This is a genomic window from Sphingopyxis soli, from assembly GCF_018682675.1.
In the GTDB taxonomy this organism is placed as follows: Bacteria; Pseudomonadota; Alphaproteobacteria; order Sphingomonadales; family Sphingomonadaceae; genus Sphingopyxis; species Sphingopyxis soli.
Window position 1 is genome coordinate 1 of sequence record NZ_JAFMTR010000102.1, and the last position, 17,392, is coordinate 17,392.

Sequence of the window (17,392 nt, forward strand, 5' to 3'; positions counted from 1 at the left end):
ACGTTACGCCATTTGCCCCTCCGTCAGCGCTTCGCGCTGCCACCTCCCCATGGCTACGCCACATGAAGGAATTCCGTGGCCGCAACCGGCCGCAACCCGGCCAAAGGAAAAGCCCCGCCGCCGCCCGGGGAAGCGGCGGCGGGGCCAGTGGGGCGCCCCGCTGTTTTCAGCTGTCGGCTTCGAACGCCAGCAAGTCGCCGGGCTGGCACGCGAGTTCGGTGCAGATCGCCTCTAGGGTCGAAAAGCGTATCGCCTTCGCCTTGCCGGTCTTGAGGATCGACAGGTTGGCAAGCGTAATGCCGATACGGTCGGACAGGTCGGTCAGCGTCATCCGCTTCGCGTGGAGCAGGTCGTCGAGTTTCACCACGATCGCCATCACACGGTCCCTTCCAGCTCGTCGCGCATCGCGGCGCCGCGTTCGAAGACCGCGGCGAGCACGAACGCGAGCAGGATCGCCAATATGCCCTGCAGGTTGATCCCGCCCATATCGGCGAACTGGCTCGTGGGTACCGCGATGCTCCGCGCGATCGATCCCAGCGGGATCGCCAGAATTTGAACGCCGACTAGCGCCCAGCCGATGTGGCGCAGCCGCGCGGCGTTGGCCGGGACGAAGGGGTCGCTCGACGCGGTGGAGATCAGCGCCTGCAGCTTGCGCAGGATAAAGACCGCGATGCCAAGCACGAGGAAGAGAATGCCGAGCAGTGCGAACAGCTGCGGCCGCATCGCGTCGGGTTCGACGAATATCCGGCTGTTCTTCGCCTCGACGACGATGTCGGGCCACATGGCAACCAGCGCCGCGCCCGAGGCGATGACGAACAGGAACGCCGCCGCGACCAGCGCCAGCATCAGCCACAACAGGCCGCGGGTCGCGCCCAGCAGGGTGGAATGATCCGTACTCATATCGTTCTCCGATAGTTTGCTTATCGAAGAACGATATATTCTGGCATTTCCTTATCGTCAATCAATAATATTGAAAAACGATAATTCGTCTTCCGACATCGTCATCGCGGGTTGGATCCGGTGGCGACGCGGCCAGCTGGCGTCGGCGCCATCACAGCCGCTCGATCTTTTGCGCGGCTTCGTCGATCAGCGCGACGACGGCGTGCAGCGTCGCCTCGTCGAGGTCGCGGTCGCCCAGCCGGTTCATCAGCACGGCGCGCAGATTGCCCATCGCGCGGCGGACCGAGGCGCTGTCGGTGCGCTGGCGCTCTTCGCCGACTTCGGTCAGGCGCTCGATCAGCGCCTCGACCGCGTCCTGGTTCGCGTCGAGTTCGGCCTGGCCGGCATCGGTGATCGCGAACAGCTTTTTGGCGCCGCCGCTGTCGGCCGCCTCGATCAGCCCCATGTCGCCCAAGAGGGTGAGGGTGGGGTAGATGACGCCGGGGCTCGGCGCATAGGCGCCGCCGGTCAGTTCCTCGATCCGGCGGATCAGGTCGTATCCGTGGCGCGGCTCGTCGGCGATCAGCTTCAGCAGCACGAGCCGCAGTTCGCCGCTGTCGAACATCCGCCGGCGCCGGCCGCGGCCGTCGTCGTCGCCGCGCCCGTGGCGCCCGCCGAAGCCATATCCGAAACCGCGGCCGCCCCTCCCCATTCCGTGCCGCATCGCCTCGCGCATCATCCGCTGCATGGCGTGGCGCTCGCCGCAGCCATGCCGGCTCGTTCCGTGTCGCATCTTGAACTCCTTCATGTGATTCGATGCATCTAAGATATATCTTGAATCAAACTTTGCAAGGGCGATGTGCGGGAAGATCGTCAACTTCCGCGGCGATCCTTGACTTCCCCCCGATTCCGGCTATGAGCGCCCCCGTGTTGCCGCGGGTTCGCCTGCGGCAATTCCGTCCGAGACAGTTGGTGAAGGGAATTGGCCCTTCTTAATTTCCAACCGAGACGGGGACAGTCTTTTCTCGGTCGCCCGCCTGGCATTCCCAGGCGCCAGCGGCTTGACCGACCCCATCGGACATCGTTGCGTGAAGGACAGGCGGGATTCGTCCCGCACGGCTTTTGCGTGTGTTAGCGGCTCGGTTGCGTGCAGCCGGGCATGAGTGGAGAAACAGGCATGGATCGTGCTGAAAAGGCCGAAGCCGTATCCTCGCTGAACGCTACGCTGTCGAATGCAGCCGCGGTTGTGATTGTTCGCAACCTCGGCCTCACCGTCGCCCAGTCGACGGTGCTTCGCGAGCAGATGCGGAACGCGGGTGCAAGCTTCAAGGTCACGAAGAACCGTCTTGCCAAAATCGCGCTCGATGGCACTTCCTACACCGGCATCAGCGATCTGCTGACCGGGCCCACCGCAATCGCAACCTCGACCGATCCGGTCGCGGCTGCGAAGATCGCGGTGGAATTTGCCAAGACCAACGACAAGCTTGAAATCGTTGGCGGCGGCATGGGGGATGTGGTCCTCGACGTGGATGGCGTGAAGGCGCTTGCATCGCTGCCGTCGCTTGACGAACTGCGCGGCAAGCTTGTCGGCCTGCTCCAGGCTCCGGCCACCAAGGTTGCGCAGATTGCGGCAGCCCCGGCTGGCCAGCTGGCGCGGGTCTTTGGTGCCTATGGCGCCAAGGAAGCGGCATAAACTTTTACCTACCGTAACAATTCACCGGGCTTTCCCGGTTCTGATGGAGAATGAAAATGGCTGATCTCGCAAAGATCGTTGACGACCTCTCGGCGCTGACCGTTCTGGAAGCTGCTGAACTCTCGAAGCTGCTCGAAGAAAAGTGGGGCGTTTCGGCCGCCGCTGCCGTCGCCGTTGCTGGCCCGGCCGCTGGCGCCGCTGCTCCGGCTGCTGAAGAGCAGACCGAATTCGACGTCATCCTGACGGGTGACGGCGGCAACAAGATCAACGTGATCAAGGAAGTCCGTGCGATCACCGGCCTGGGCCTGGGCGAAGCCAAGGCGCTCGTCGAAGGCGCGCCGAAGGCCGTCAAGGAAGGCGTGAACAAGGCCGAAGCCGAAGAGCTGAAGGCCAAGCTGATCGCCGCCGGCGCGACCGTCGAACTGAAGTAATTCGGTTCGGGTCCGGCGGGTTCGCCCGCCGTGCTTGCAATGAAAAAGGGCGGTGCCTCACGGCGCCGCCCTTTTTCATTGTCGGCGAGAGAGCCGCTCAGTTGTGCGTCCAGCCGGGCTTCAGATCCTTGCGGATTGCACCGGGCTGCAGGCGGCGCACCTCCTGCTCGGCGGGGGCCGCAGCGGTCTGACGCTGCGAGATTTCCCACGCGCTGACCGGCTTGCGCACCGGGGCTTGTTCGGTCTGCGGCTGGCTGGTCGCCAGCGCCGCGTCATAGGCGGCCCGTTCCTGGCGATCGAGGAACCGCGCTCGGGCGAGGCGCTTGCGCAGCGTCTTAAAAGGATTGTCCGGCGTCGGCCCGGCCATGGCGAGCGCCTCGTGACGGCCCATGCTGCCGCTCGGCACCGGGGTGAAGCCGGGCGCGGCGGCGACGACGGGCGGGGCGGGCACAGGCTCGGCGACGGAGGCAGCAGCGCTGTCCTCACGAGCAAGGTCCTCGCGAGCAAAGGCCGGGTCGGCCAATGGCACCCATTCGGCGCTTCGGCGGCTCTCGTCGAATTCCCGGACTTCGCTCCCGGCGCGGCGGCCGCGCATCAGCGCGAAACCTGCCGCGCCCGCAACCAGCAACGCGGCAGCGCCACCGGCGATTTCCCAAGGGAAGCTGTCCCCGCCGTTCGTCGCCTTCTGGACCGGCGCCGACGCAGATTCGGCGATCGGCTGGACGGGCTCGGCGGTCGGTGCCGCGAGCGGGGCGACCTCCTCGGTCATCACCGGGGCAGCGGGTCCGGCCGACGCGGCGGCGCGGTCGCGGACCGGAGCAGGCGCCTCAGTGCGCTGGCGCGGCGCCGGTCGCGCTTCGCGGACGGGAGCGGCGGCCGCGCGCGGTTCGGCGGCCTTCGGCGCCGATGGCGTTTCGATCACCGTCGGGACACGGATCACCGGCGGCGCCACCGCGGGCTCGGCGGCAGGCGCGGCGGTCGGCGCCGTGGTACTCGGCGGCTGAATGGTCGGCGGCGCCGCCGGTTCGGCGACCGGCGGCGTCATCGGGACGACCGGCGCTTCCTGCGCGAAGGCGATAGGGGTGGACAGGGCCAGGAACGCGGCAATCGCACTCGTGGCGGAGCGGGAGAGGGTAAGAGATTTCGTCATAGCGAAAGGCAAACGAGCCGCAGCCGGAAAGCGCTGCAAAAATGGCGAGGATTCCACGATGAGCCGTGTCGGCCGGGCGGCGCGGTGAGGATTTCGCACCCGCTCGCGTGTTCCGAAGGCACTTTCCCGCTCAATCGACAGGGGCTGAGCGCGGCGCCGCGAAGTGGACCGCCCCTGCGGCCGAGATCGCCGCGCCGATGAGCGACATGTCGCGGTCGAGACGCGCATCAAGCGCGGCGTCAGGCAGCCCGGCCATCTCGGCGAGTAGCGGCATCGACAGCGACAAGCGGAACGTGCCCGCGACCCGACCATCGGCAAGCGGGTGGGTCTTCACCGGCTGGCCGAGCCGGATTTCCTGCCCCAGCCACCGCCGCGTCTCGCGCGCGATCAGCCCGTGCATGTCTTTCGCTGCGTCGAAATCGCATTGCGGCCAACGCGCCGACAGATCGAGCGTGCGAAGCGTTTCGGTTGCGAGGCAATTCGTTCCGGCGCCGGGCACCTCGGCGAGTTCGAGTCGTTTAACGAGGCGCATCACATGGTGGCCAAACCGCGCGGCGACATGGGTAACGCGGTCCTCGGGTAGCACGGCAAAGCGCTCCATTTCGAAGAGCGCTGCCTGCAGACGGAGCAGAAGTCCGAAGTTGGCCGTCGCGTGCAGGCGATCGGCGCCGGGCCAATCCTCGGGCCACTCGGCGCGATTTGAAAGGCGCCGAAATCCCGTCGGCAAAGGGTGCGCACGATCCCGCGCTGAGGCCGGAACCAGCGCAAAGCCGCTGAACGGCGGACCGCCGGCGAATTTCGATCCGGTCATCAATACCACACAGCCGAGCGCGATATAGCGGCGGACCACAGCCGGGGTAATGCGGAGCTGGCAGGCGTCGACGACGATCGTCATCGCATCGCCATGCGCCGCGACGAGCCGCTCGACATCGTTGAGCGCGGGAAGGGTCAGCCCCGACTTCGATCCGTGCACGACGTGCACGACGGCGCGCCGCCGGTGCGCCGCCGCACGCTCGATATGGAGCGACAGTTCGGCGGTCACGGCCGCCGACGATCGCGGGTTGCCCGTGGCGTCGCGCACCGCGATGTCGATCAGTTCGGTTCCGGCGAATGCCGGGTCGATCGCCGCTTGCGCGGCGACGCGCGCGCCGGTTGCGGTTTCGCCTGCGAAGAAGCGGCCGGCGGCGCTATGGACGCAGCCGCTACCGACTTCGTCACGGCCAAGCAGCACCGCAGTCAAGGGACGACCGTCATAAGCGGCGGCGAGACCGACATATTCCAGATCGGTCCCCGACGCTGCGAAGACGATCGCGGCCTCGCCCGCGAGGCCGAAATAATCGCCGACCTGTTCGCGGATCGCGCCCAGCCCCTCGAAATAGTCGGCGCTCGCCACCGGCTGGTCGAGCCGGTCGCGCCAGTGACCGATCAGCATATCGAATGCGTGGGCCGAAATGCTGTTAATGGTCGACGAGCCATAGGCGAGCGCGTCGCTCGGCACGGCGCTCGCATGATATTGATTGCGCCCCTGCGCATCGAGCCGGATGCGCCCGTCGCCTCCACTGGCCAGCACGGAGGCGAGGCGTGCCGCGCATCGGGTGCGCGAGCGTGGGGTGTCGTAGTCGAAACTTTGGGAATTCAGGAGCATCGCCAGCTATCCGGAACGGAGAAGATTGCCTGCAAACTACCGGTGCAGGATGACACTGATTTGGCGGTTTGGTGTCAGCCCGGTCATTGAAAAGTCATCGCGGTGCAATCTCGCCATGGTGAACCCATCCCATGCGAACCACCGACCTCGCGCCGACCCGGCTCCCCGAACGCCTGCGCGACACGCAGCGGCTCCTTTTCGTCGCCAAACATGCGCGCTGGACCGGAGGATTGCATCCCGACGACGGCAATCATGCGCTTTATCATCGCGAGACGCGCGAGATACTCGAGGCGCTGGGGATGCCGCTCGTCATCGCGGATGACTATTCCGACCTATTCGCGAGGCCCGACGCCGATTTCGTCTTCCCGCTGCTCAACCGCGGCGGCTTCTTCAACTCGGAGATGCTCCTGCCGCTCCTCTGCAATCGGCTGGGGATGCCCTATGTCGGGGCATCGCCAATCATCCGCGGGCTCTCCGACGACAAGCATCTGACCAAGCTGGAAGCGGCTGCGCGCGGCATTCCGACCGCGCCCTGGTCGATTTTTCGCCGTGGCGCGCCGGTCGACGTTGCACGCTGCCCGCCCGCGCGGCGGTGGGTCATCAAGCCGAACAACAGCTCGGCTTCGTGGGGTATTCGCGACGCCCAAGACCGGAGCGAACTCGCGCAGGCGGTCGCCGAAATTCATGCGCTGGATCATGACGTAATCGTGGAACCCTTTATCGAAGGGAGCGACGTAGAGGTGCCCGTCATCACGATCGACGGTGTGCCCGCAATGTTGCCGATGATGATATTTGAACAGTCCGACCCGAGCCACCTGCGTACGTATCAGGAAAAGCGCGACCTCGTCGACCGCAGCCAGAAATACAGGCTCGAACTGTTCGACGACGCCGAGGTCGGTGCGCGGCTCGTTCGCTATACGGCAGAGATGGCGGAGGTTTTCCGGCCCTTCGACTATGGCCGCTTCGAATTTCGCGTCGATTTCACGACCGGCGAAATCCGGCTTCTCGAAGTCAATCTCAACTGCAATCTCTGGTCGGAGAAGGTGTTCGGCCGCGCGGCGATCGCTGCGGGCTTCACCCAGGCCGACCTGATCGAGACGATCGTGGCCGAGAGCATGATCCGCCAGCTTGCAGGCTTGGTGCAGAGGAATGCGGCATGAGCGGCTCGATCCTGATCCTCGCCGGGCGCCGGCCGGGCGCGGTCGACGCGCTGGCCGAGGCGCATGGCGTTCGCGACAAATGCCTCGTTCCGGTCGCGGGCCGCCCGATGATCGCGCATGTGCTCGACAGCGCGGCGCAGACCAATGCCGCGCATATTTTCGTCTCGACGCATCATCAGACATTGCTGGATGAGCTTGCCGACGAGGTGGTCGAGCGACTGGGAGACCGGCTGACGATCGTGCCTGCGGCCGGCAATCTGGCGGCGTCGGTGCTGGCGGTTGCCGAGTTGGCCAAGTTTCCACTGTTCATCACCACAGCCGACAATTGCCTGCTGACCCCCGCGACGATCGCCGAGATCGGTGCCGAGGCAGCGCGGCTCGGCGTCGGCGCGGGGGTTGCGCTCGCACGGCGCGAGGATGTGCTCGCGGTTCATCCGGAGGGGCAGCGGCGCTTCTATGAATTTTCCGACGTCGCGGTGTCGAATTGCAACGCCTATTGGATCGGCGACCGGCCGGCACTGCGGGCGGTGGAAGCATTTCGCGGCGGCGGGCAGTTCGTGAAGAAGCCGATGCGCATCATCCGCGCGTTCGGCCTTGTCAACCTGCTGCGCTTTCGCTTTGGGCTCGGGCCGATCCACCATATCTTCCAGCGCATCTCGCGCCACCTGCAAGTCGACATCGCCCCGCTGCTGGTGAGCAACGGGGCGACGGCGATCGATGTCGACAACGAGCGGTCGCTGCGCGTGACCGAGGCGCTGATGAAGCGCCCCGATATGGTCAATCCGCGACCCAGTTGCCGTGAAACCCCGGCGGAACGCGGTGCGGCAGGTGAACCACAGCTTGCGGTGACCCGGTAAAATCGTCGGCGTTCAGGATGACGAGATCGGTGGTCTCGTCGTTCATATCGACGACGAGGCCAATCAGCCAGCCGTCATCCTCAGCGCCCTGTTCGCTGCGCGGGACGAAGACGAATTCGCCGGGATGCCGACCGGGACCGAAGTCGTGCGCGTCGGTGGTGCCCGTGCCGAGATCGTGGCGGAACAACCGTGTATCGGCGAGCTGCCATTCCGACTTGGCCGCCTCGGGAATCGCGACCGTATAGATATAGCGATAGGGCTTGGTGGTCAGCCGTTCGTCGTAACGCGGGAATTCCTGCGCATGGTCATGGATGACGGCGCGGACCGAGGTGCGGGCGGCGGGGTCGAGCGTCCAGCGCTCCATCCGCGCCTTCCGGCTGTCGGGGCCGCGCGTCGATTCGGCGAACATCGTCTCGTGTGCGACGACGTCTACGATCACCTTGCCGTCGGCGGTCTCGAACGCGTTGGCGGGGTGGAAGACATAGCAGGGCTCGACCGCGATCCAGACGATGTCGTCCGCGCTGCCTTTCCTGGGGAGAAGGCCGACGCGCGCGGGATGCTTCTCGTTCCATGCGTAGGGGAAGCTATGGCCCGCGAGCAGGCGCTTCATCGAAAAGGTGACGGGCAGGTCGAGGACGAGCACGTAATTTTCGGTGATCGCGCAGTCGTGGATCGACGGGCCGTCGCTGACCGGGATCGGAAGCTCGCGGATCACCTGTGCCTCGGTGTCGACGACGACGTGCCAGACGGTGTTGAAGTCGTCGCCCTTGTAGGTGATCGAGTGCATCTCGCCAGTGAAGGGGTCGAGGTGCGGGTGCGCGGTGTAGGGGCCCTTCAACGTGCCGTCGAACGGGTTGTGCGCGATCGTGTCGAGCTCATAGCCGAGTTCGACCGGCTTGCCCCCGGCCTCGACGATCGCAAAGGTGCGGCCATCGATGCCGATGACATTGGTGTTCGGCGCGTCGTTGCGTTCGGCGCGGGGGCCGGGGGGAATGTCTTCGCCAAGCAGTTCGCACGCCTCGGCGCCGCGGACCCAGCGGTTGCGATACCAGTCGGCCTTGCCGCCTTCGATGCGGATGCCGTGAACCATGCCCGCGCCGGTGAACCAGTGATAGCTGGCGGGGTCTGGGGCGAGCGCCGGGTTCGGGCCGTTGCGGAGGTAGCGGCCGGCGAGGGCGGCGGGGATCTCGCCGTCGACGCGCAGTTCCTCGAGCGTGAACTCCTCGGTCATCGGGGTGTGGATGCCGGTGAGATAGGGGTGGGCGTCGGCAGGGGTGGGGAGGCGCTTGCGGTTGAAGTCGGCGACGGCGCCGATGCCCTTCTTCACGGCGCCGCGGATCAGGCTTTCTACGTTGCTCGCCATATCGATGCTCCTTAAGTGGAAGGTGACGAAAGTGCCGCGCGGCGTGGGGGTTGTGCGGGCGACTCGGAATGTTTACGGTGGCAACATGACCGAACAAGATAACAGTGTCAACATGGAAAATGCCGGCGGGAAATCTTCGGGCGCCTATCATCATGGCGACTTGCGCGCGGCGGTGATCGCGGCGGGGCTGAAGCGGCTGGAGGAAGGCGACGGCGCCGAACTCAGCCTGCGCGCGCTGGCGCGCGACGTCGGGGTGAGCGCGACTGCGCTCTACCGCCATTTTCCCGACAAGGAGGCGCTGCTCGACGCGCTGGCCGACGAGGGGCTGCGCCGGCTCGGCGCGCTGCAGGCGCAGGCGTGGCTGCGCGTCGGCGGCGGCCGCACCGGCTTCCTGGCGATCGGCGTCGCCTATGTCCGCTTCGCGCACGACGAGCCCGCGGTGTTCCGCCTGAGCTTCACGCGCCAGATGCCCGAACGCCATCAGCAAAAGGGAAGCGACGGCGGCGATGTCGCCTATGGCCTGCTCCGCGCCGGCGTCCAGCAATCGCTGCCCCATCTGGAAGAAAAGGTCGATGTCGCGGCGCTGCACGCCTGGTCGCTGGTCCACGGCCTGGCGATGCTGGTGCTTGACCGCCGCATCGAATGGGACGAGGCGATGGTCGAGCAGGTGGTCGGAATGACCTTTGGCGGGGTCGACTGACGCCGCGATCCAGCCTGCCGGGGGGAGCTATGGCGGCGAAATGCTACAAATCGGGGAAAATCTTAGCGCTTTATTTGCCAGCGTCGACCTAGGGTAATCGCATGACGCGGTCGCACTCCCCCCGAGTCGAAGCGGCGGTTTGGTCGCTGGCCACGGCGTTCGGCTATTTCGTGCTGGCCGCCGTGTCGCTCCATGCCACCAAGGGGGCCGACAACATCGCCGCGGTCTGGCCGCCGAGCGGCTACATGCTGGCGCTGCTGTTGCTGATGCCCGCCCATGCCCGCCTCGCGTCGCTCGTCGGCATGGCGGCGGCAAGCGTGGCCGCGAACATGCTGGGCGGATCGAGCCTTGCCCTGTCGGCCGCCTTCACCGTCGCCAACGGCTGCGAGGCCTGTACCGCGCTCTGGCTGATCCGCCGCCGCGAAGCCGGCGAACTGTCGTTCATGGTCCCGCGCTCCTTCGCCAATTTCTGCGTCGCCGCGCTGTCGGCAAGCGCGCTCAGCGCCTCGATCGCCACGGCGCTCGTCGGCGCCGCTCTGGGCGGGCGCAGCCTCGACTTCTTCCTGTCGTGGCTGACGACGGTCGCGCTCGGCATCCTGATCGTGACGCCGCCGATCGTGACGCTGGCGCGGCTGATCGGCTCGAAGGCGCTGGAGCACGCCCCCGCGCGGATGAAGGGCGAGGCGGTGCTGATCCTGACCGCCACCGCCGCGGTCACCGCAGCCGCCTTTTCGCAGGCGCATTTCCCCTCGACCTTCCTGCCGTGTATCGCGGTGGTCGCCGCCGCCTATCGCCTTGGCCCGTTCGGCGCCGCGACCGCGATGCTGATCGTGACGATCATCACCTCGCTGTTGACCGGCCAGGGGATGGGACCGGTGGCCGCGATCGAGGCCGACCGGACGACGCGCGTCCTGTTCCTGCAATTCTACCTGCTCGCGATGCTGTTCACGACGCTGCCGCTCGCCGCGCTGCTCGTCGCCCAGCGGCGGCTGGCTAGGCGGCTCGAACAGAGCAATCGGTCCTTGTTGCAGGCCGAAGCCGCGGCGCTCGTCGGCCATTGGCGCGTCGACCTGGTGCGCTGGACGATCGAATGGTCCGACCAGACCTATCGCATCCACGGGCTCGCCCCCGGCACGCCGGTCGACGTCGAATACAGCATGGAGCAATATCTGCCCGAGGACCGGGAAATCGCGCAAGGCATCTTGCGCGAGGCGGTGAAAACCGGTCAGCCCTTCGAATATCAGGGAAGGCTGCGGCGCGCCGACGGCGAGGTCAGGCACGTCAAGTCGCACGGGCTGATCGAGACGGGGCGGGGCGGCAAGCCCGTCGGCATCTTCGGAACGCTGCAGGACGTCACCGAGACGGTCGAGAATGCCCGCATCCTCGAAGCCGCGCGGAACGCGGCCGAGCGTGTCGCCAACACCGACATGATGACCGGCCTGCCGAACCGGCGCCACACGCTGGCCTTCCTGGAAAAAGCGATGGTTGGCGCGCGCGACCATGGCGCGCCGCTGGCGGTCGCGATCTTCGACATCGACCATTTCAAGCGCATCAATGACGAGTTCGGCCACGCGGTCGGCGACGAAGTGATCCGCCGCGTCGCACGCCGCGCCAAGGCGTCGCTGCGCGACGAGGACATGGTCGGGCGCTTCGGCGGCGAGGAGTTCGTCTGCGTCCTCCAGCGGTCGAGCGCGCAGGCGGCCGAACTGGTCGCCGAACGGCTGCGCAAGGCCATCGAGGCCGACGACAGCAGCGACGACCTGCCGCCCGCGACGGTCAGCATCGGGCTGGCGGTCTATGACGGCGAGCTGGACGCCGAGGAATTGCTCCACCGCGCCGACCAGGCGCTCTATACGGCGAAGCGCGAGGGACGGAACCGGCTGCGCTTGGCGGCCTGATCCTAATTGGAAGACACAACCTTTCGCACATGCGCGAGGCACGCTGCCGTCTCGCGCGCCACATCGGCGTTCAGCCACGCGACGATCTCGGGCGTTGGCCCTATGTCGGGCTCGAGCAGCGCGAAATCGAGATAGACGGGCGGCGCGATCGGGCGCACCGCGACGTTCAGCCGGTGGAACAGCGGAGCGCTGAACGGTTCGGCGATCGACACGCCCAGTCCCGCCTCGACGAAGGCATATAATATCTGCGAATGTTGCGTCTCCAACCGCCGCGACACCGGGATGCCTGAATCGTCGAGCGCGGCGTCGATCCCGTTCCACAGCGCGTCGGCCTCGTGCATCGGGCCGATGAACTCCTCGCCCGCCAGATCCGCCACCGCGAGTTGCGGCCGCGCCGCAAGCGGGTGGTTCGCGGGCAGGATGCAGACATATTCGGCGCGCGCGAGCAGCGTCGACCTGATGCCTTCGCGCCCCTGCACATCGACGCCGATGCCGAGGTCCGCCTGTCCCAGGAACACGCGCTCCTCGATCGCGCGCTGGCCCAGCGATTCGACCGTGATCTTGATCTCGGGATAGAGGATGCGAAAGCGCGCGATCACCGCGGGCAGCACCGACATCGCGATGGCGGCCAGCGCCGCGATGCGCACCGTGCCGACCGGGTGCGCGCGGATGCGCCGTGCCGCCTGGTCGAGCAGGTCGAGCCCCGCGTAGCTTCGCCGCACCGCTTCGTACAGCGCCTGCGCCTGGGCGGTCGGATGGACGCGCGCGCCGCGGCGGTCGAAGAGGCGGAACCCCACCGCCCGCTCCATGTCGGCGATCAGCCGGCTCACCGACGGCTGGCTGATGTTGAGCATCGTCGCGGCGGCGGTGATGCCCCCGCTTATCATCACGGCGCGAAACGCCTCGACCTGTCTCATTCGCATGAGCCATAGTATAGACGTATGGTTGATGGATGCAATTCGATTGGATGCGATGGCTGGTTGGGCGTATCGAGTCGCTATCGAATAAATCCGGGAGAGACGGAAATGGATTATGCGGCCCAGCGCGAACAGTTTGCGACCGAAGGCTACGCGGTGTTCGAACGCATTCTCGAAGGCCCGCTGCTCGACCTGCTGCGCGAGGAATGCGGCCGCGTCATCGCGCGCGAGGACGCGCGGCTCGACGCTTTGGGGGTCGAGGTCGACGGCATCAGCCACAAGGGCAAGCGCTATTTCGCCGGCGAATGCCAGCGCAAGCAGCCCGACCTGAGGACGATGCTGTTCAGCGAAACGATGGCCGACATCTGCCGCGCGACCCTGGGCGACAACGCCTATTTCTTCTACGACCAATATGTCGTGAAGGGCGCCAGCGAAGGCATGCCGTTCAGCTGGCACCAGGATTCGGGCTATGTCGTCGGCAACGGCGGCCCCGCCGATCACAAGCCGTACCTCACCTGTTGGTGCACGCTCGACGATACCACGGTGGCGAACGGCACCGTGCGCATCATGCCCTTTTCGCAAGCGCCCGAAACGCGCCACGGCATCGTCCCGCACGTCCGCCAACCGGGCAGCAATGACCTTGTCGGCTACACCGGCGACAAGGAGGGCGTCACGATCGAGGTTCCGGCGGGCAGCGTCGTCGCCTTCTCCAGCCTTGCGCTCCACGCGACCGGATCGAATTCGACCCCGAACATGCGCCGCGTCTATCTGGCGCAATATTCGCCCGAACCGATCCTGAACCCCGGCACCAACCACCTTCGCCGCAACGCCATCGCCTTTCTGCGCGGCGGCAGCCAGGTGACCTTCAACTGAGCGAGAGCATCATGATCGATCGTCCCGTTTCGACCCGCCGTCCGCGCATCGTCGCGCTGGGGGGCAATGCCACGACCGGCGGTTCGGCAGAGCGGCTGCTCCGCCACGCGCTTGCGCGCTGCGAGGCGCAGGGTGCCGATACGATGCTGTTCGCGGGCGAAGCGATCGACCTGCCGCTCTATGCCCCGCACCATAGCGAGCGGTGCGCGAGGGCCAAGGCGCTGACCGGCGCGCTGCGCGATGCCGAGGGGATCATCGTCGCCTCGCCCGCCTATCACGGCACCGTGTCGGGCGTGGTCAAGAATGCGCTCGACTATGCGCAGGATCTTGTCTCCGACGCGCAGCCCTATTTCGATGGCCGTGCCGTCGGGCTGGTCGCGGTCGCGGGGGGTTGGCAGGCAGCGGGAAGCACGCTCGCGACCTTGCGTTCGATCACCCATGCGCTGCGCGGCTGGCCGACCCCGATGGCGGTCACCGCGAACAGCAGCCAGCCGCTGTTCGATCCCGACGGGCTGCTCACCGACCGGGGCATCGCGGCGCAGATCGACATCATGACGAGCCAGGTGATGACGTTCGCGCGGATGAAGGCGGCTTACGATGCGGCCGGGACGGAGCGACAGCCGCAGGTTCAGCCGGCTTAGGCGGTATCGACATTCAGCCCATGGCGGCCTGCGACTGGCGATGTGCCGCGCGTCCGGTGCTCATGTACAGGGGGCAGGGCGTATCGCTTGCCCGTTCGCGGCGCCGCGACGAAGCCGTTCCGGCGGTCCTCGGCGTCCCGGCCCTGACGAAGCGGTCGCCCGCCCTCTGCACGGTCGGGAGCGATTGACGGACGAAATCGGTTGATCCCGAGGTGCGCGGCTGCAATGTGCCGCCAGCCGGGCGTACCGGCGGGACGATGCGGGAGGCGGGACGCTGTTCGACACATTGACCCTGGCGGCGTTGCCGCCCGAAGACGAAGCGATCCGTCCCGCGATCCGCGCGCTCGTCGCCGAGGCGGTCGCGGCGCTGCCCGACGATCGCCGCGCCCGGTCGTGGGCTGGGTTCGATGCCGCGTTCAGCCGGCGGCTGGGCGAGGCCGGCTTTCTGGGGCTGACCCTCCCCAAGCGCTATGGCGGGCACGAGCGCGGACCCTTCGCGCGCTTTGTGGTCGTCGAGGAGCTTTTGTCGGCAGGGGCGCCGGTCGCGGCGCACTGGATCGCCGACCGGCAGAGCGCGCCGCTGATCCTCAATTTCGGGACCGAGGAGCAGCGGCAATCCTATATCCCGCGCATCTGCCGCGGCGAGCTGTTCTTCTGCATCGGGATGAGCGAGCCGGGGTCGGGATCCGACCTCGCCAGCGTCCGCACCCGCGCGACGCGGACCGAGACCGGCTGGCGCGTGAACGGGCAGAAAATCTGGACCACCAACGCGATGCACAGCGACTATATGATCGCGCTGCTCCGCACCTCGGGCAGCAGCGACGACCGGCACATCGGGCTGTCGCAGCTGATCATCGACCTGAAGGCGCCCGGCGTCACCGTGCGGCCGATCGTCGATCTGGCCGGCGACGCGCATTTTGCCGAGGTGTTCTTTGAGGATGTCGACCTTCCCGCCGAGGCGCTGATCGGCCAGGAGGGCGAGGGCTGGAAGCAGGTGACCGCCGAACTGGCGTTCGAACGCAGCGGGCCCGAGCGCATCTATTCGAGCGTCGTGCTGCTCGATGCGTGGATCCGCCACCTGCGCGGCGTCGGACGCGGCGACACCGCGACGCTCGATCTGGTCGGCGATTTCACCGCGCGGCTTGGCGTGCTGCGCGCGATGTCGATCGCCTGCACCGCCCGCCTCGCCGCGGGAGAGAGCCCGGTCGTCGAGGCATCGCTGGTGAAGGACCTGGGCACCAGTTTCGAACAGGAGCTGCCGGTGGCGATCGGCGCCGACCTTGCCGCGTGGCCGGACGAGGCCGTCGATGCCGAGCTCTACCGGACGCTGCTCTACGTCACCCACCTCGCGCCCAGCTTTTCGCTGCGCGGCGGGACGCGGGAAATCCTGCGCGGCATCGTCGCGCGCGGCATGGGGCTACGCTGATGGACGCTGCGGATCTGATCGAACCCTTCGTGCGGATGCTCGATACGATCGCGGCGCCCGCCGCGGTCCGCGCCGTCGAGCGCGGCGGCAGCGCCGATGCGATGTGGGCCGAGGTTGCGGCGTCGGGCTTTCTCGACGCGCTGGTCGGCGAGGATGCGGGCGGCGCCGGCCTACCGCTCGCGGTCGCCAATGCGCTGTGGCAGGAACTCGGGCGGCGCGCCGTGCCGCTGCCGGTCGGCGAGACGATGATCGCGCGCGCGCTGCTCGCCGCGGCCGGACGGCCGATCCCCGACGGACCGGTCGCGCTCGCCGTTGCCGGCCAGGATCGGCGCACCGTCGTGCCGTTCGGGCGGGTCGCGCACCATGTGTTGGTCGAGAGCGAGGGGAGGCTGCATCTGGTCGCGGCTGCCTCGGGCGACCCCGAAGCAACCGGCGTGACCGGCGACCTCTCGGCGGTGATGCGCTGGGACGCGTTGCCGGGCGCCGACGCCTTCGCCGCGCCCGAAACCGGACTGCGCGCCCTGGCAGCGGTGCTGCGCGCCGCCTTGATCGCGGGGGCGGCCGACCGGCTCGTCGAAATGACCGCAGCCTATGCCAACGAGCGCATCCAGTTCGGCAAGCCGATCGGGCGCCAGCAGGCGCTGCAGCAGACGATGGCGGTCATGGCCGAGGACGCGGTCGCGGCGCGCATCGCGTCGCAGCTCGGCTGCGGCGGCGCCTTCCCGCCGTCGCTCGCGGCCGCCGCCACCGCGAAGTCGGTCGCCGGCAAGGCCGCGGCGCGGATCGCGGCGAGCGCGCACGCCGTTCATGGCGCGATCGGGATCAGCGAGGAACACGACCTCCAGCTTTTCACCCGCCGCCTGCACGCGTGGCGGCTGGCCGACGGGTCGGAAAGCTATTGGAACCGGCGGCTGGGAAGGCTGCGTCTCGCCAGCGACACGGGATCGGTCGATTTCGCCCGCGCCGAGCTGTTTCCGGCATAGGTGGCCTCCGGGGCGGTCTCCGGGGCGACCTCTGGGGCGCCATCGCGGCCCTGCCGAAGGTCTCTCGCAAGAGTGTGATATCAGTGGACGATTTGGCGCTTTCGTCCAATCGGAACCCGGTCGCGGCGTGTAATTGCGCCCTCGCGACCCAGAAGAGTTCTTCCTCGTTCGAGGATGGAAATCTTCATCTGGCGCCCGCCGGTTCCAATCCGGCGGGCGCTTTTTTTGTCCGGAATCGCCGCCGCGCCGGAAGGCTGTGCGAAAAGGCGCCGGAGCGATAGCCGAAGATCGTGCGTCGCGTCGATCGCGGAGACCGGCGCTCCCCGTCGGCTAAGCGCGCCCTTGCGGGGCGATCATGGATCACGGCTGCTTTTTGAAGTCCACTGGACTCTATGGTGCGGTCGAGAAGACTCGAACTTCCACGGCCTTTCGGCCACAACGACCTCAACGTTGCGCGTCTACCAGTTCCGCCACGACCGCACATCATGATGGTCCGGATCGCGTCCGGCACCAGGTAGGAGCGGGCGCCTAGCAAAGCTTTTCGGGCGATGCAAGCGAGCTGGGGCGCTTTTATTTTTTTGCAGGTGCGAAGGCAGAAATCCGCGGCTGGGGCGGATGTCACCAAATCGACTCCAAAGCGTCACCCAATTGTCATCGCTCTGGCGTCAGACCGTCATCGAATCACCCTAGTGGCGGCGGCACCGGGGGCGAGGCGGCACTCATCCTTCGTTCGCCGGTGGTTTTTCACAGCGCCCGACGCGGCGCACACCGGGAAC

Annotated in this window: 17 protein-coding genes and 1 tRNA gene; 10 read left to right on the plus strand and 8 right to left on the minus strand. The window is 67.2% G+C overall.

What is annotated here, in order from left to right; translation table 11 throughout:
• Positions 1 to 166 precede the first annotated feature (166 nt).
• From J1N50_RS15230 to J1N50_RS15240, 3 genes are all read right to left on the minus strand, one after another.
• The gene (locus J1N50_RS15230; RefSeq protein ID WP_215355223.1) at positions 167 to 376 is read right to left on the minus strand and encodes a helix-turn-helix domain-containing protein; all 210 of its coding nucleotides are present in this window, start codon (positions 374 to 376) and stop codon (positions 167 to 169) included.
• Positions 376 to 900 (minus strand): DUF2975 domain-containing protein, encoded by a 525-nt coding sequence (locus J1N50_RS15235; protein WP_215355224.1) that lies wholly within the window; start codon positions 898 to 900, stop codon positions 376 to 378. The genes J1N50_RS15230 and J1N50_RS15235 overlap by 1 nt, the downstream gene beginning before the upstream one ends.
• Before the next feature lie 151 nt (positions 901 to 1,051).
• Positions 1,052 to 1,603 (minus strand): PadR family transcriptional regulator, encoded by a 552-nt coding sequence (locus tag J1N50_RS15240; RefSeq protein ID WP_215355366.1) that lies wholly within the window; start codon positions 1,601 to 1,603, stop codon positions 1,052 to 1,054.
• A 453-nt stretch (positions 1,604 to 2,056) separates the two neighbouring features.
• On the opposite strand from J1N50_RS15240, the gene rplJ reads away from it, so the two are divergent.
• Together rplJ and rplL are read left to right on the plus strand one after the other, a co-directional pair.
• On the plus strand, positions 2,057 to 2,572 hold the full coding sequence (rplJ, locus tag J1N50_RS15245; RefSeq protein ID WP_215355226.1) for a 50S ribosomal protein L10: 516 nt from the start codon (positions 2,057 to 2,059) through the stop codon (positions 2,570 to 2,572).
• A gap of 56 nt (positions 2,573 to 2,628) precedes the next feature.
• The gene (gene rplL / locus J1N50_RS15250) at positions 2,629 to 3,003 is read left to right on the plus strand and encodes a 50S ribosomal protein L7/L12 (RefSeq protein WP_215355228.1); all 375 of its coding nucleotides are present in this window, start codon (positions 2,629 to 2,631) and stop codon (positions 3,001 to 3,003) included.
• 97 nt (positions 3,004 to 3,100) lie between these two features.
• Here rplL and J1N50_RS15255 read toward each other — a convergent pair whose 3' ends face one another.
• Both J1N50_RS15255 and J1N50_RS15260 read right to left on the minus strand, forming a co-directional pair.
• Positions 3,101 to 4,153: a hypothetical protein gene (locus J1N50_RS15255; RefSeq protein ID WP_215355230.1), complete on the minus strand. Its 1,053-nt coding sequence runs from the start codon at positions 4,151 to 4,153 to the stop codon at positions 3,101 to 3,103.
• Between the two features lie 130 nt (positions 4,154 to 4,283).
• On the minus strand, positions 4,284 to 5,723 hold the full coding sequence (locus J1N50_RS15260; RefSeq protein WP_215355232.1) for a hypothetical protein: 1,440 nt from the start codon (positions 5,721 to 5,723) through the stop codon (positions 4,284 to 4,286).
• A gap of 206 nt (positions 5,724 to 5,929) precedes the next feature.
• Here J1N50_RS15260 and J1N50_RS15265 point away from each other — a divergent pair, with 206 nt between their 5' ends.
• Both J1N50_RS15265 and J1N50_RS15270 read left to right on the plus strand, forming a co-directional pair.
• Positions 5,930 to 6,958 (plus strand): D-alanine--D-alanine ligase family protein, encoded by a 1,029-nt coding sequence (locus J1N50_RS15265; protein ID WP_215355234.1) that lies wholly within the window; start codon positions 5,930 to 5,932, stop codon positions 6,956 to 6,958.
• Positions 6,955 to 7,815 (plus strand): NTP transferase domain-containing protein, encoded by an 861-nt coding sequence (locus tag J1N50_RS15270; RefSeq protein WP_215355236.1) that lies wholly within the window; start codon positions 6,955 to 6,957, stop codon positions 7,813 to 7,815. The genes J1N50_RS15265 and J1N50_RS15270 overlap by 4 nt, the downstream gene beginning before the upstream one ends.
• Here J1N50_RS15270 and J1N50_RS15275 read toward each other — a convergent pair.
• Complete coding sequence (locus J1N50_RS15275) at positions 7,736 to 9,178, minus strand: 8'-apo-carotenoid 13,14-cleaving dioxygenase (protein ID WP_215355238.1); 1,443 nt, start codon at positions 9,176 to 9,178, stop codon at positions 7,736 to 7,738. The genes J1N50_RS15270 and J1N50_RS15275 overlap by 80 nt on opposite strands.
• 85 nt (positions 9,179 to 9,263) lie before the next feature.
• Between J1N50_RS15275 and J1N50_RS15280 the strand changes: the two genes are divergently transcribed.
• The gene (locus J1N50_RS15280) at positions 9,264 to 9,878 is read left to right on the plus strand and encodes a TetR/AcrR family transcriptional regulator (RefSeq protein ID WP_215355240.1); all 615 of its coding nucleotides are present in this window, start codon (positions 9,264 to 9,266) and stop codon (positions 9,876 to 9,878) included.
• Positions 9,879 to 9,979: 101 nt separating this feature from the next.
• Positions 9,980 to 11,776, plus strand: coding sequence for a sensor domain-containing diguanylate cyclase (locus tag J1N50_RS15285; protein ID WP_215355242.1), 1,797 nt, complete (start codon positions 9,980 to 9,982; stop codon positions 11,774 to 11,776).
• A 2-nt stretch (positions 11,777 to 11,778) separates the two neighbouring features.
• Here J1N50_RS15285 and J1N50_RS15290 read toward each other — a convergent pair whose 3' ends face one another.
• A complete protein-coding gene (locus J1N50_RS15290) occupies positions 11,779 to 12,699 on the minus strand; it encodes a LysR substrate-binding domain-containing protein (RefSeq protein ID WP_215355244.1) in 921 nt (306 codons plus the stop codon).
• A gap of 102 nt (positions 12,700 to 12,801) precedes the next feature.
• Between J1N50_RS15290 and J1N50_RS15295 the strand changes: the two genes are divergently transcribed.
• The 4 genes from J1N50_RS15295 to J1N50_RS15310 all read left to right on the plus strand — a co-directional run bounded on the left by J1N50_RS15295 (position 12,802) and on the right by J1N50_RS15310 (position 16,616).
• A complete protein-coding gene (locus tag J1N50_RS15295; RefSeq protein WP_215355246.1) occupies positions 12,802 to 13,566 on the plus strand; it encodes a phytanoyl-CoA dioxygenase family protein in 765 nt (254 codons plus the stop codon).
• 11 nt (positions 13,567 to 13,577) lie between these two features.
• Complete coding sequence (locus J1N50_RS15300; RefSeq protein WP_215355248.1) at positions 13,578 to 14,207, plus strand: NADPH-dependent FMN reductase; 630 nt, start codon at positions 13,578 to 13,580, stop codon at positions 14,205 to 14,207.
• 286 nt (positions 14,208 to 14,493) lie between these two features.
• Positions 14,494 to 15,633 (plus strand): acyl-CoA dehydrogenase family protein, encoded by a 1,140-nt coding sequence (locus tag J1N50_RS15305; protein ID WP_246553599.1) that lies wholly within the window; start codon positions 14,494 to 14,496, stop codon positions 15,631 to 15,633.
• A complete protein-coding gene (locus J1N50_RS15310; protein ID WP_215355250.1) occupies positions 15,633 to 16,616 on the plus strand; it encodes an acyl-CoA dehydrogenase family protein in 984 nt (327 codons plus the stop codon). Before J1N50_RS15305 ends, J1N50_RS15310 begins: the two co-directional genes overlap by 1 nt.
• 393 nt (positions 16,617 to 17,009) lie before the next feature.
• Here the strand turns inward: J1N50_RS15310 and J1N50_RS15315 are convergent.
• Positions 17,010 to 17,096: transfer RNA gene (locus J1N50_RS15315), tRNA-Leu, on the minus strand.
• Positions 17,097 to 17,392: the final 296 nt, after the last annotated feature.

Bases quoted from the DNA above. Each gene is read 5' to 3' on its own strand.
- J1N50_RS15230 (WP_215355223.1), bottom strand. From the start codon at position 376: ATGGCGATCGTGGTGAAACTCGACGACCTGCTCCACGCGAAGCGGATG.
- J1N50_RS15235 (WP_215355224.1), bottom strand. From the start codon at position 900: ATGAGTACGGATCATTCCACCCTGCTGGGCGCGACCCGCGGCCTGTTG.
- J1N50_RS15240 (WP_215355366.1), bottom strand. From the start codon at position 1,603: ATGCGGCACGGAATGGGGAGGGGCGGCCGCGGTTTCGGATATGGCTTC.
- rplJ (WP_215355226.1), top strand. From the start codon at position 2,057: ATGGATCGTGCTGAAAAGGCCGAAGCCGTATCCTCGCTGAACGCTACG.
- rplL (WP_215355228.1), top strand. From the start codon at position 2,629: ATGGCTGATCTCGCAAAGATCGTTGACGACCTCTCGGCGCTGACCGTT.
- J1N50_RS15255 (WP_215355230.1), bottom strand. From the start codon at position 4,153: ATGACGAAATCTCTTACCCTCTCCCGCTCCGCCACGAGTGCGATTGCC.
- J1N50_RS15265 (WP_215355234.1), top strand. From the start codon at position 5,930: ATGCGAACCACCGACCTCGCGCCGACCCGGCTCCCCGAACGCCTGCGC.
- J1N50_RS15270 (WP_215355236.1), top strand. From the start codon at position 6,955: ATGAGCGGCTCGATCCTGATCCTCGCCGGGCGCCGGCCGGGCGCGGTC.
- J1N50_RS15275 (WP_215355238.1), bottom strand. From the start codon at position 9,178: ATGGCGAGCAACGTAGAAAGCCTGATCCGCGGCGCCGTGAAGAAGGGC.
- J1N50_RS15280 (WP_215355240.1), top strand. From the start codon at position 9,264: ATGACCGAACAAGATAACAGTGTCAACATGGAAAATGCCGGCGGGAAA.
- J1N50_RS15285 (WP_215355242.1), top strand. From the start codon at position 9,980: ATGACGCGGTCGCACTCCCCCCGAGTCGAAGCGGCGGTTTGGTCGCTG.
- J1N50_RS15290 (WP_215355244.1), bottom strand. From the start codon at position 12,699: ATGCGAATGAGACAGGTCGAGGCGTTTCGCGCCGTGATGATAAGCGGG.
- J1N50_RS15295 (WP_215355246.1), top strand. From the start codon at position 12,802: ATGGATTATGCGGCCCAGCGCGAACAGTTTGCGACCGAAGGCTACGCG.
- J1N50_RS15300 (WP_215355248.1), top strand. From the start codon at position 13,578: ATGATCGATCGTCCCGTTTCGACCCGCCGTCCGCGCATCGTCGCGCTG.
- J1N50_RS15310 (WP_215355250.1), top strand. From the start codon at position 15,633: ATGGACGCTGCGGATCTGATCGAACCCTTCGTGCGGATGCTCGATACG.